General features: G+C 58.4%; 7 protein-coding genes. 1 reads left to right on the forward strand and 6 read right to left on the reverse strand.

Features of this window, described 5'->3' with window-relative positions:
• Nucleotides 1-9 precede the first annotated feature (9 nt).
• The 6 genes from Q0887_RS08595 to Q0887_RS08620 all read right to left on the reverse strand — a co-directional run bounded on the left by Q0887_RS08595 (nucleotide 10) and on the right by Q0887_RS08620 (nucleotide 10,282).
• On the reverse strand, nucleotides 10-1,338 hold the full coding sequence (locus Q0887_RS08595) for an MFS transporter (protein ID WP_299194025.1): 1,329 nt from the start codon (nucleotides 1,336-1,338) through the stop codon (nucleotides 10-12).
• A complete protein-coding gene (locus tag Q0887_RS08600) occupies nucleotides 1,335-1,697 on the reverse strand; it encodes a cupin domain-containing protein (protein ID WP_299194026.1) in 363 nt (120 codons plus the stop codon). Before Q0887_RS08600 ends, Q0887_RS08595 begins: the two co-directional genes overlap by 4 nt.
• A gap of 2 nt (nucleotides 1,698-1,699) precedes the next feature.
• Nucleotides 1,700-3,883: an alginate lyase family protein gene (locus Q0887_RS08605; RefSeq protein ID WP_299194028.1), complete on the reverse strand. Its 2,184-nt coding sequence runs from the start codon at nucleotides 3,881-3,883 to the stop codon at nucleotides 1,700-1,702.
• A complete protein-coding gene (locus Q0887_RS08610; protein ID WP_299194030.1) occupies nucleotides 3,880-6,171 on the reverse strand; it encodes a polysaccharide lyase 6 family protein in 2,292 nt (763 codons plus the stop codon). The genes Q0887_RS08605 and Q0887_RS08610 overlap by 4 nt, the downstream gene beginning before the upstream one ends.
• Before the next feature lie 87 nt (nucleotides 6,172-6,258).
• Nucleotides 6,259-6,999, reverse strand: coding sequence for a FadR/GntR family transcriptional regulator (locus Q0887_RS08615; RefSeq protein WP_299194032.1), 741 nt, complete (start codon nucleotides 6,997-6,999; stop codon nucleotides 6,259-6,261).
• Nucleotides 7,000-7,126: 127 nt separating this feature from the next.
• Entirely contained in the window at nucleotides 7,127-10,282 is a 3,156-nt protein-coding gene (locus Q0887_RS08620; protein WP_299194034.1) for a TonB-dependent receptor, read from the reverse strand.
• Nucleotides 10,283-10,760: 478 nt separating this feature from the next.
• On the opposite strand from Q0887_RS08620, the gene Q0887_RS08625 reads away from it, so the two are divergent.
• Nucleotides 10,761-13,799, forward strand: a complete 3,039-nt coding sequence (locus tag Q0887_RS08625; protein WP_299194036.1) for a TonB-dependent receptor — start codon at nucleotides 10,761-10,763, stop codon at nucleotides 13,797-13,799.
• Nucleotides 13,800-13,863: the final 64 nt, after the last annotated feature.

The raw sequence follows: 13,863 nt of genomic DNA on the forward strand, positions 1-13,863 counted from the left end.
CAATCCCCCTTAGGAATGCGCGTGGCCAGCGGCCGTTTTTGGTTTGAGTGGTTTGATCTCGCCGCACAGCAGCCAAACGCTGGCGATTGCTGCAACGGCAAGACCGGCGCCGAGCACGAAGACGGAGTAGTAATTTGCTCCCATTGTCATGATCGGCACGAGATAGGTGAGGGCGGCCGCGCTAAGCTTGGCTGCCATACCGGCGATGCCGGACAGCGTGCCGACAGTGCCTTTGCCGAACAGGTCGCTTGGCAATGTCTGGACGTTCCCGATTGCGGTCTGGAAACCGAACAGGATCGTGAACATCAGCCACAGAGCGGTCCACGGCGTTGATGCAGCGGAAAGCGCGATCAAGGCCGGCAGCATGATGAGACAGCCCAATGTGATTGTCAGCTTGCGTGTCGCATTGACGCTCCAGCCCGCTTTCAAGCGGTTCTGCGCGAGTAGCCCGCCGAACCATGCGCCGAACATTGCGCCCACAAACGGGAGCCAGCCCGATGCTGCGACGTCTTTGACGTTGAATTGGTGAACCTCGACCAGATAGGTCGGAATCCAGACGATGAAGAGCCACCAGATCGGGTCAATCGCAGCCGAAGCGATGATGACGCCCCAGCTTTCCTTGCGCTTGAGCAGCTCGCCGGTTGAAGGGTTATAGCCTTCGTCATCGGCATCATCGTCGTCGGTTTCGACCTTCTGGCCGGTGAGGATATATTCACGCTCTTCATCGCTCAACCAGTCATGGCTTTGCGGAGGCGCTTTCACGATGAACCACCATGGGACGAGCCACAGCAGACCGACCACGCCCACGAGGACAAAGATCAGCTTCCAGTCGAGGAAAACCGCCATGTAACCGATCAGCGGGATCGAGATGATACCGCCAATAGCAGCGCCGGAATTGAAGATGCCTTGCGCCAGCGCGCGTTCCTTAGTCGGGAACCATTCGGCGTTGGCCTTGGTCGCGCCGGGCCAGTTGCCCGCCTCGGCCACGCCAAGGACTGCACGGAAGAAACTGAAACTTAGAACACCCTGTGCGAGCGCATGCGCGGCGGTTGCGATCGACCAAACGCCAATCGACAGCACAAAGCCAAGCCGCGTGCCGATCCAGTCGAAAATCTTGCCGAAAATGGCCTGACCGGCCGCATAGGCGAAGATGAAGACGGTGCTGATCACACCGAGAATGTATTTGTGCCCGTCCGCGTCCATATCGGGGAACAGATCCGGCGCGATATTTTCCGGCCACAGAACATTGATCGTCTGCCGGTCAATGTAGTTGATGATGGTTGCGATCGCGACGAGCGAAACCACCCACCAGCGAAGGCCACCTTTGCCCTTAATCATGCCGCATCTCCCAAGAAATCTTCACGAAGCGGGCTGAATGTGTCGATCAGAACCCCCGCCTCGAGACACACAGCGCCGTGATCGAGATGCGGGGCGATGTAGAAACTGTCCCCTGCCTCGAGCACCCGCTTTTCACCGTCGACAAACACTTCGAACTTGCCGCTTTCAACATAGGTCGACTGGCTGTGGCGGTGCGAGTGGACCTCGCCCACAGAGCCTTCTTTGAACCACACGCGCACGACCATGATTTCCGGGCCATAGCCCAGGATCTGGCGTTTGATGCCGCCGCCCAGTTCTTCGACTTCAATGTCCTTGGCGGACACTAATGACGGGCTTTGCGCCTCTGCCAGTGTTGCCATGGTTAGCTCTCCCCTGCGTCCAATTCGACCACAGCGGCAAAACCGCTCCACATGATGTGATCGGTTCCGACGGTGACATGATGCGACAGCGCGGGATCGGAAATGTGCGAAACCGCAATCGCGTATCGAGCGCCCGTTTTGAGCGTCACGATGACAATGTCATTGCCTTCAATGCTTGTGTAATCGAGACCAGCCACAAGGCTGCGACTGTCGAGCGTTTGCTCCGCCGCACCGTCATAGCTGCCATGCGCTTCGATCAGGCTGGCGAAGCTCGCTGTGCCCTCGCGCTGCGCGCGCAGCAGGATGAGCGGTTCACGGCGAAGATTGAACTCTGGATCATTGGCACCGCTTTCGCCCAGCACTGCAGTCAGCGGGCCGTTACCGGCGAAGCGGTAAGTGTAGAACCGGCCATCGAGGATCCAGGTCAGCGCGCCGCGACCATCTTCCAGTTCCGCTTCCGCATCGACCCAGATGTGCTGATAGCCATTGTCGCTGCCCAGCACGGGCCGTTCGGCAACGTTGCCGCGCGCATCAAAATCGAATTCCATGATGTGGCCGGAATAATGCAGCGGCAGGTCGTAAAGATGCGAGCCTTCGCTTGTCGCACTGACCAGATCGACCACAAGCGGGGCTTCCAGCCCTTCGATCATGGGCATGATCAAAGTGCGGCGGATCGTAACGCCGTCATACGCGCTTTCGATCTGCGCGCTCGACACCTGAAGGCCGGCGGCGTCGGAGAAATACAATTGCTCGGGCCAGAGCTCGTTGGCGATCGAGACATCCCCGCCAAACTGGCTGGTTTCGTCGACGACCAGCGAGTTGTGCGCGATTGTGGACTTCGCCCAGGTGGTGTTCTCGGGAAGATAGCGCCCGCCGCGCTTCGCCTCGATATTGAGGAAGCGCGCGGCGCCGTAATCGCGGATGATCTCATTGCCATTGTCGTAAAGCTGCCAATTGAGCTTATCGAAATGGCCGTGACCCATGCCTTGGGAGCTGTTCTTGGCGACGAGCACTGTGTGGCGCGGGCCTTCGCCCTGCCTCAAGATCGCCACCGCGCCCTGTTCGCCGTCAGGACCGTCGGCCAGCAGCAGAGAGCGGAAGGGGAAAGGTTCGGCCATTCCCGCGGCCAGATCCGCTGCGACCGTCGCTCCGGCATCGTTCAGAACCGTGCGGCCCTGAAACTCAGCAATCGAAAGCAGCGCCGGATCGCGCGTTTGCGCATAGGCGATGGCAATGCCTTCATAGAGCTCGGCAGTGCGCAGGCTCTTGTCGCGGATCGCGTCGTTGAACGGGAAGAAGTATCCCTGATAGCTCAGCTGCACCGTGGTCCGCAGCGCTTTCAGCAGGATACCGTCGCGGTGCTGGAAGATGCCGCGCTCGGGCTCGTTCTCTTCGATGGAATTGGCGAAGACGAGGAAAGGCAGCAGCGCAAAGCGCTGATAATAGGGGCCTTCGGTGTAATATCCGTCGGGCGAGAAGAGCAGTTCGGACTGACGCAGAAAGCCTGCTTCGCCGCTTTTCTCCGAACCCAGCAAGGCGCGCTCGACCATGTCCTGGTCGCCCAGCAGATAGCCGGTCATGCCGACGCCTGCGGTAGCCCAAGTCGCGTGGTTGTGGATGCGGTCAAAAGTGTCGACCGATTCAACCGAGAGAAAATGCGCCGCAGGTCGGAACACATTGTCGTCAATGCGCTGGCGCTCAGAGGCAGTCAAAGTGTCGCGGATGTCACCATAGCCCTGCACCGCGTGGACGAGCCACATGGCATCATTCAGCACCTGCCAGAAGATACGTCCTGAATATTGATCGTGCCGTTCGGGATGATCGCCCAAAGTCGGATAGAGCTGCGCGTAATCGAGCAGCATATCGCGGACGAAATCGCGGTAACGCTCATCACCGGTGATCCGGTAGATCTGTCCACCCTGATAGATCGCGCGGAAATTCCGTTTGTGCTGTTCGTGGGTGTAGCCACCACCGGGGTCGAGCGGGACAGGGACAACTGGCCCTTCGGCCATCATCGCATCGACAAACGTCCGCGCACGCTCAAGCTCGGCGGCGTAAAGGGGAGAGAGTGTTGAGGCCGCCTCGGCGCTTGTGCCAGAGGCGGCCTCTTGGAACGCAGCAGCGATCGCTGGTTGAGAGTGGCCTAGGGCCGTGATCGCTGCTGCAAGGAGTAGTGCACGCTTCACTGTTCAAGGCCCTCTTCAAAGACATTGCCAGAGAGTTCCGCGCGGTGAGGACCATCGTAGTTCAGTTCCTCAAGGATAAATTCAGGCGTGCCGACAAAGGTGTTGTCCGTCAGCGCTGTATCGGGGGTTCCGACCGTGTGGACGATGCGGAACGGTGAAGACAGAGCAACCGCGTTGTCGCTGACTTCGGCAATCTGCACACCGTGAAGATTGAGCGAAGCACCACTGCCATTGGTCACGGCTGTGCCAACATTAGCGAGCGAGTTGCCGGAAAAGTTCACGAAGGGCCCGAACGTGCTTTCGTCGCGTCCGCCGCGATACACATCGGCAATTGCGCCGCCGATATTGGCAAAACTGCTGCCCGAAATATCGAGATACTCGACGTTGTACTGGCCGAAGTCCTCGGTTTCCGCCGCTGCAGAAACAACCGCGCCGGTAATGTCCTCAAAACGGCTGCCGCGGATTGTCACCCGGTCCGCGAGCGTGCTTTTGCCCAGTGTCAGGACGTTGAAGCTCTTGTTCACAACGAGGCCGCGCACTGTGACGTCCTCCATTTCCACGACCAAATTCGACTTGATCGGAAAGTTGGAGGTGCGGATCATCGAATTGCCGACTGAATCCGGTGCAAGCGCGCCATCCACGGTCAAATTCACAAGCTGAAGCTCGCCGCCTTCGCGCAAGTCGAACAGGTTGGGGCGTGTGAACATGATTACGGGGGGCTCGCCGCCTTCTTCCGCAGCACCGCGGACCGCAATTGCGGCTTCGAGCGGGATGGAGCGGTTGACGATGTATTCGCCGCTGCCCAGCAGCAGGACGTCACCAGCGTCAGCGGCAAGAGCGGCTGTGACAAGCGTGCCTTCGCCCGGCTCGACATGGATGACATTGCCCGAGAAGCCGAAACCGCGATCTTCACCGGGCTTGGCATACCAATCGACCCCGACCTGATCGAGCGTCACTGGCTGGAGATCGCGCGGCGCGCCGTATTCGGCAAGGCCGGGATCGGTGGGGTAAAGCAATCCGTTCTCTGCCCGCTCCATTTCGACAGGACGGCGGGCAATGCTCGAAAGCTCGTCCGCAGCGCCGCCTTGCGCCAGAACATTACCGCCAAAGGTGATGCCGGAAATGTCGTCATAAACTTCGAGGAAGGACTCGCCTTCAAGCCCGCTCAGCAGATTGCTGTAGAATGTGGTGTTGAGCGGCGCTGCAGAGCGCTCCTCATCAGCGCCGACATTGAAAGCGACGCGGCGACTATCGACGATCGTGTTGTTCTCGATCCGCGCGCCATCGACCACGACGTAGCGATTGACCGGCGAATTTGGCACGCCGTTCATCACTGCGAGCGCGCTGGAGAAAGCCTCGCCGCGCAAGCCCTCCATATAGTTGCCCCGGATGATCTGGCCGCGATTGATGACGCGGATGCCGCCGGTGTAATCCTTGCCGCCGCCGAGGAAGACGTTGTTTTCGACGATATTGTCGTCGCCGTGACGCAGAGTGAGCGTGCCGCGCGAACGCAGGAATACATTGCCGCGAAAGATGTTGCCGCCCGACTTCGAAGAGATGATCTCCACCTCGCCATCGGCCCGGTCGAAGATGTTGTTCTCGACCGTCGTGCCCGAGCGGTACATTGAGTAGCGGCTTGTCCCGATACGCAGCGTTTCACCGCCATTCGAACCGAGCACAGGGCGAGGGCCGAAATAGTTGAAGTCGATCACATGGCCGTTGTCGCGGCTCTCTTCGCTGTCCAACCGGACGGCAAGGGTCACCCCCTTGTTAGTCTTACCGACTAGGTGGTTGTGATCGAAACGGTTGTTCTGGCCGTAAATGCCGACCCAGTAGTCGGATTCGTAGCGATCGGGCTTGCTGAAATTGTCGATGACAATCTCGGTCACACGGGAATTGCTTGCGATGTCATCCTTTGTCCGGCGGAACGAAACAACTTCGCCGCGCGGGCTGTAGCCGTCACGAAAAACGAGGCCGGAGACGAGGATATATTCACCGCCGATGCGCAGGCTGGACTGTCCGGTAAGGAAAACCTGGCCAGCCTCTTCAGATGTAACGGTTATGAGCGCATCAGCCCGGCCTTCACCGGTTATGACGAGGTCGAAATCGCGCCATTCGCCATTGGCAAGGATGATCGTGTCGCCAGCCTCTATGCCAGCCAGAGCCTCGACATACTCGGCCTGGTTCTCGACATAGAATTGCTCCGACAAAGCCGGCGTTGCGCAACACAATGCGGCAAGGAACACAAGGCGCAGCCCTGCAAGCATTCCGGCAGTCCTCTCATCCATTCATTAGGCTAGCAACTATAACTGCAAGCCGAGGACTGTCAATCAATCTGGCATATTATTAGGAGGTTTTTTGTAAGACCAATTTGGTCAGGCAATTTTCGCGGCGGCCGTGAAGCGCTCGCGGCTCTTGGTTGCCTTTTCCTGCACTTCTTCCAGAGCCATGCGCTCGGTCGCATCAAGCATTGTCTCGATCAGGCGGTGGAAGTGTTCGCGCATGGCGGCCCGCGCACCAGCGGGATCGCGGTTGCGCAGTGCAACAAAAATTGCTTCGTGCTCTGCTGTGCGCGATTCCGCATCGTGAATGCACACCGCCTCATAGGTCGCTTTAACCTCGGGAATTTCCTGCCGCATGCGCCAGAGCGTCTTTACCGTGTGGACCATCGCCGCATTGTTCGAGGCTTCGGCGATTGTCCGGTGGAATTCTTCATCGGCTTCGTTGGCGGCTTCTTCGCCGCCAGTCCGCATCTGTTCGACCAGCCGCGCAAGCTTGTTCACCGCTTCATCGGTGATGTTGTGAGCCGCGAGCGCAGCGGTTTCGGATTCGACGAGAAGGCGCGCCTCGGTCACTTCGAATGCGCTTGCTCCTGGCAGGGCGGAACGCTCTTCGGGCTGGGCTTCGCTGACATAGACGCCCGAGCCGGTCTTGATTTCAAGCCTGCCAATGGCCTGCAAGGCAATTTCGGCTTCGCGGATCGTAACCCTGCTTACACCCAGACGCTCCGCCAGTTCACGTTCGCCCGGAAGGCGGGTTCCCGGAGGGAATGCCCCAGCATCAATCAGCCCGGCAATCTGCTCGGCAACTGATTGGAAAAGTCGCTTGCTGGTCATTCCATTCCTCTTTCGCTGACGGGTGGTCTGCTCTTCTGGTAAAAGTCCTTTGTGTAATAGCCGCAAAATTGCCAGTCAAAAAGGGCGGGCTGCCATCGACCCCTCAAACGATAGCAGCCCTAACCGGTTAGAACCGTCCGCGAATGCCGACGAAGTAGCGAGGGCCGTAGACCAGCACTTGACCGAGATCGTCTGGTGCCCCGCGGAAATCGGTGCGTGGCTCATTGAACAGGTTCAATGCTTCGGCCGAGAGACGAATGTTGTCGCTCACCTTGAGCGAGATGCGCGCTTCGAACACTTCAACATCGTCGACATAGCGAATACGGCCTGGTGTTGAGACGAACTGCTGGAAGTAGTCGCTACGATATTTGTAGACGCCTTGGAGGTCGAACGGCCCTATCTCGTAATAGGCCTGCGCCGAAAGAACATGTTCGGAGAAGCCGAACAGGTTGGCCGGAACAATCAGACCGTTGCTCACATCGCGCGATCCGTCGGGGTTAACCGTAGTGATCGCACCGAGCGCATCATCCTCAAACTCGAAGTCGGAGTCTGCATAGTTGTAGCTGATCTTGAAGCCGAGCCCGTCTAGCGGAGCCGGCAGATAGCTGAAACGATGCGAAGCGGTGACTTCGAGGCCGTAAATGGTGCTGGTGTCATTGCTGGTGTTCACCGAGGTGGTGAAGAGGCTCAGATTCTCGCCATTGATGTTGTAATCTTCAAAGAAGCCGATTGTTTCGAACCCGCCATTGAAGCTCTTATAATAGGCGTTGAAGGCAAGGATTGTGTCGTCATTCGGATACCATTCGAGGCCAGCGTCGAAGTTCCAGCTCATCAGTGGTTCGGTCGACGGGTTGCCGGTGGCGCTTACATTGTTGAAGCCTCCTGCCAGCGCGTCATCGATGGTGAGGAACTCGTCATCATCGTTAAAGCTGAATATCCGGCCATCACCCAGCGAAGACGGGTCAGGACGCGACAGTGAACGATAGACCGCGAAACGACCCAGCACGTCGGGCGAGAACTCCGTGACGAGGTTAAAGCTCGGCAGGAATTCGGTGTAGGAATTGGTCGTGCGGCGGCGAACGAGGTTCGTTGAATCCTCGACCAGCACAAAACCACTGGAGCCGTCACCATCGAGATCCTGCAATTCAACCGTGAAGTTCGACCGGAAGCCGGTTGAACGCACCGAGGTGTTGACGATGCGCACGCCGATATTGCCGCGCACTGGAAGCGAGCCCAGCGTGCTGTCGAAATCAGCCTGCACGTAGCCAGCCCAGGAACGCTCCGTCACATCCGTATTCTGTGCGGACAGGAAATCGCCGGTCGGGTAGATCGGAATGCCGTTCTCGTCGAATTCGAGGCCCGAGGGATCTTCACGCTCCAGAACCTGCGCGATGCAGAGCGCATCGAAGGTTGCGAATGTGTTCGAGGTGCTGATGACGTTTCCGTCCAGATCAACATTCGTGATCAGCGGGTTGTTACCCTGGATCGAAGAAAGGAAGCCCGATTCCGGGAACGGCGTGCGGCATTCTTGGTTCGCAACAAACAGCGCGCCGCTGCCATCGGTATCGTTGTACGTGTTCTCGAACCGGCTTGATCCGTTCACAGCGCCCGGAACGTCGCGATAGACCAGTTGCTGGTAGCGCGTCCCGGCCTGGAACAGGTTGAAGAACCCTTCCATTTCGTAGGCCACATCGCCGCGCACTGCCCAGACCTCGTTGAAGCGATCCTGCTCGAGATCGGCGCGAAGGCGCGGATCGTTGGCGAACAAGGTGTAGTCGGTCACGTCAAAGTTCTGCGTGATGAAGTTAAGGCCCTGCGAACCGTTCTGGAAGATTTGAACAGCGGTTTCTACGCGGTCATCGGTGCCATTGGTACGGCCCGCATTCGGTGTTTGATCGCTTTCGAACGCTTCGGGGAAGAACGGGTTGCCGTCTGCATCGGTGTTACCGAAGATGCTTTCGCCATCCTCTGTGCGGAAGCGGATCTGCACAGCTTCCTCGATCCGCTGCGTGCGTGAATAGGATGCGTCGAGAGAGATCGTCAGACCGTCTGCCGGCTGGAAGTCGATCGACAGACCGCCGCCGTAATATTCTTCGTCCCGCTCGAGATATTCACTCACCGCTTCAATGCGTTGCTCGTTGGTGAACTGGCGAAGTGCGCCGCTTTCGGTGAAGATGAGATCAACGCCCGGGATCGTGTTGGGATCACCTGGGCCGTCAATACGGCGACCTTCGGCAAAGTTCAGATCGCTGCGCTGCTCGCGCTGGGTGCGGGTCGAATACTGGAAGTCGGCGTTGATATCGACGTCGGGGCTGGGCTGATACTGGATCGCGCCAAAGAACGCGTTGCGCTCGTCAGCCGTGATGTTCGAGCGCAGCGCGTAGCTGTTGCGCGCGATCACAAAGGGAAGGTTGACGCTGCCATCGCGAAGGCCATCGATTGTCCCGCTGCTTGTGTCGCAATTGCCATCATCGAACACGCCGTCGCTGGTCGTGCTGGGATCGACCACACAGGCGCGAATCGTGTTGGAAACGCGCACTTCCTGCTCAGGATTGTTCGAATCGCGGCGCTCGTAGCCGAGCGAGATGCCCAGCTCTCCGTCACCGACACTGAACTGGTCGATATAGCTAAGCGAGCCGCGATAGCCGAAATCGTTGAGGCGCTGGCTGGAATCGATGTCATAATTGTCGGGGTTCAGTTCGGCTTTGATCTCGCCCTGAACGCGGCGGCGGCCGTAGTCGATTGGGCGTGTCGTCTCGAGTACGATCTGCCCCGCAACACCGCCTTCGATGTAGCTTGCCGCCTGCGTCTTATAGATGCCGATCTCGGTGAAGAGCTCGGCCGGGAACTGGCTGAAATTGACCGAGCGGTCGCCGCTACCATTGGTTGCGACGCGGCCGTTGATGACGGTCGAGCCAAGAAATGGCCCGAGGCCGCGGATCGAGATCTCCGTCGCGCCGCCATTTTCGCGGTGCGAACCAGCGCCGGTAAGCGTTTCGAGCGCTTCACCAATGGAAAGAGCAGGAATGTCGCCGATTTCGTCAGCGGTCAGCGCATCATACACCTCGATCGAGTCGCGTTTCGCGTCAATCGAGTTCTGGACGAGCGCTCGGAAACCTTCGACGACAATCTCGCCATCCTGCTCGACACTGCCTTCTCCGGCAACTTCATCCGACTCATCCTGAGCGAGGGCGGGGGTTGCGAGAAGCGCTGTCCCTGCAAGCAATGCGGCGGAAAACGAAATGCGTGAAACCATAATAATGCGGGCGACGCCTGACGGCACCGCCCCCTCCCTTGTTATATTTTCGTGCCAGCATGGATACCGGACAACCCACGCGAGTCAACCATTACGTCATACCACTTGGCAGTTTTTCATCTGACCAATTTTGGCTTTCCGAATCCCGGGGCTGAAGGCGACGCATAAAGAGCTGGAATTACCTGCCGACCTCCAATCTTCTCCTGCGTTTACAATAAGAAGGGCGAAACCAGTGCCCCTTTGATGCAAACCCGAGGCCTGAAGACAGGAGTGATGCAATTTTGTAACGGGAGCGATTGGATTGGGGCATCCGATTATTGCAAAAGCGCCTTTTCAACCGGAAAATCGCTCCTGTCATTGGAGAAAGTCGAAGGAATATTAGTATCTTACATTATTGGTATGACAGAATAGCAATCATGGGTCCGCATAATTGGTTGACTAATATTTACTCGCAACTAGCCTCTCACGCAGCCAACCAATGCAAGTCTGGCGATGGGAGAGGAAAATGGGTTACTTCACGGGCGGCGCCGCAGCGTCTGCCAAGCGTTCACGAATCGTTACGGGCCTCCTTACGGGATCGGCAATCGCACTTATGCCAGCAACCGCCTTGGCGCAGGACGCCGACAGCGGTGCCTCCGTTGCCGAGGGTGAAGAAAACACAATCGTCGTTACCGGCATTCGCAGCTCGCTCGCGAGCGCACTCGCTGAGAAGCGCAACGCTGAAAGCCTGATCGAAGTGATCCAGGCGGAAGACATTGGTAAGCTGCCTGATCAAAACCTTGCCGAAGTGCTCGAGAACGTAACCGGCGTTCAAATCACGCGTACAGCGGGCGTCGGCACCGGCGTGCAGATCCGTGGTACCAATGATAACCAGGTGCTGATCAATGGCATCCAGACAGTCTCCGCAGGCACGGGCCGCGGCGGTATCAGCTTTGAAGACATCAACCCTGCCATCATCGGGGCTGTAGAAGTGATCAAGGCGCCAACTGCCGACACAATCGAAGGCTCGGTTGGCGGCACGGTCAACCTGCGCACGATCCGTCCGCTCGACATCACCGACACGATCTTGTCGCTGCGTGTTCAAGGCGAATATAGCGAGCTGTCCGACAGCGTGACGCCGCGCATCTCCGGCAGCTTTGGCGATGTATGGGAAGCCGGCGACGGTGAAATCGGCTTCGTAATAAGCGCAAGCTACACCGAACAGGAAGCAACCTCGTTCCGCCCACGTGTCGACCGCGACAATCCGATCCTTGCGGGTCAGGCTGTCACCTCGACCGGCGCGCCGGGACCGGACTTCCCGTTCCTCGGCATCCAATTCCTCAACCAGGAACGCGAGAACTTCGAATACGACACGATCAACGTTGCCGGTTCGCTTGAATGGGCTCCGAATCCCGGCCTCAAGTTCTTCCTCGATGTGATCTACAACGATCAGGAGCGCCGTCAGGACTCCTCGCGCATCCAGGCTTCGGGTGTGAGTGCAGTTGATACTGTCAACGTTCCAGACGGCTTCGAAACCGTCGATTTCGGATCGCTCGACGGCGTCGCTCTGGGCAGCATCCAGGCAGCCTTGTTCGGTACCATCCAGCCTAATCTGGCGCGCGATGACGATGATCCCAACCTTCGTTTCTCGAGCGATACCGGTGCGCGTGTCACGACTTCGGAACTTTATCGTTTGGGCACTGAATTCGAAACGGGCCGGTTCTTCACGCGCGTCGAATTCGCGCGCTCCACCTCAGACTCTTCGAACCCAAACCTCAGCACAACTCTGAACTTCATCAACCCGAACCCGCTGACGCCGCTTGACGGCTCAAGCAACGATAACTCGGTTCCGTTCATATACGACCTTCGTAACGGTGCGCTGACCTTTGGTGTCGATTTTGACTCGCCATTTGCGCCGACTGTGCAGGACCTGCTCAACCCGGCCAACACCGTGCTTGACGCTGTGACCAACAGCAACAACCGGACGCAGAACGAAATCGACGCCTTCCGTATCGACACCACGTTCGACGCCGACGGGATGCTTGGCTTCATCACTTCGATCGATGCCGGCTATCGGTACAATGACAGCTCGACCCAGTTCGACCAGCTGCGTTCGACCTTCGGCACCGGCGCGATTGCCAACAGCCCGAACGGATCGGTGTTTGGCGACCTTATCGTTCCGGGCCCGAGCAATTTCGGCGCCTTTGACGGCCGGACGCTGGCTTTCCGCAACTTTGTCGTGATTGATCCGAACCGTGCATTCTCGGATCGTGATGCGGTGTTTGCAACCCTACAGGATGCGCTTGACGCAACGCCCGGTGGCCAGGCTGCCATCGCGGGCGGTGGACGTCTGCTCCGTGATCTCGATCCGAGTGCGGCGAGCAACCTTGGTGCTTCTTTCCGCGTAACAGAGGAAACCCACGCACTTTACGCACAGGCCAATTTCGAAGTCGGTGCCGTACGCGGTAATGTTGGTTTCCGCTGGGTCGACACTTCGATCGACTCGTTCGGTAACGCGATCGCCAACGGCGTCGCATCGCCAGTAACGTCGGGCGGCGGTTACACCGAGTTCTTGCCCCGCGTGAACGTGATTGCCGATCTGACCGACGATCTGGTCTTCCGTGCAAGTTTTACCGAAGACATCAACCGTCCCGACTTTAACGATCTGTCGCTGTCGGTTTCGTTCCCGACCGGCCCGAATAACGCCGTGGCATTGGGCAATCCCAATCTCGCTCCGGAAACGGTCCAGTCCTACGATGCTTCGCTCGAGTGGTACTTTGCGCCCCAGTCGCTCATCAGCGTCGGCGTGTTCCACAAGGAACGCACGAACCTGTTCGTGACTCAGGTCGAAGATGCGGTCGAGGACGCCAATGGCTTCCGCGACATCACCGATCCGTGTGAAGGCGGCGGTATCTTCAACCCCGTGCCTGACCGTAACGTCCTTTCGGACCAGCCGGGCAACGGACTGTGCGTACCGCTCCAGACGATCATTAACGACACCGCGAACACAACGCAGACCGGTATCGAGATCGCATTCCAATACGATTTGTCACAGCACGAAGACACGCTGGGCCTCCTTTCGGGCTTTGGCTTCATCGCCAACTACACCTATCAGGACTTTGGCGGTGGTCAGGCGACCAACTCGAACTCAGGTCGCGGCGAGGACATCTTCCAGGCGATCAATCCGGGCATCAACGTTCCGGTTGAAGCGGTACAGGGCCTGCTTGACTTCTCCGAAAACGCATACAACGTGACGCTGTATTACGAGAAGTTCGGTCTGTCGGCACGGGCACGCTACACTTGGCGTGACGCGTTCCGCACTCTGGACACGGCTGGCGGCGCATCGCTCAACTCGACGCTTGGCTTCCCGACGACCACTTCGGCACGCGGGCAGCTCAATGCCAGCGTCGTCTACGACGTCACCGATTTCCTGAGCGTCGGCGTCGAAGGTGTGAACCTGACGAAATCGGACATTCAGCAGTTCTGCGTCAATGACGGCGCGCTGCTTTGCTTCCAGGGCCTTCCGGATCGCCGGATTACCTTTGGCGCGACGATGAGCTTCTAAGGTAAACTTGAATGGGCAGATAAGCCCGAATGAGCGCCCCGCCAATGTTTTGGCGGGGCGCTTT

It is taken from the genome of uncultured Erythrobacter sp. (genome assembly GCF_947492365.1).
GTDB lineage: Bacteria > Pseudomonadota > Alphaproteobacteria > Sphingomonadales > Sphingomonadaceae > Erythrobacter.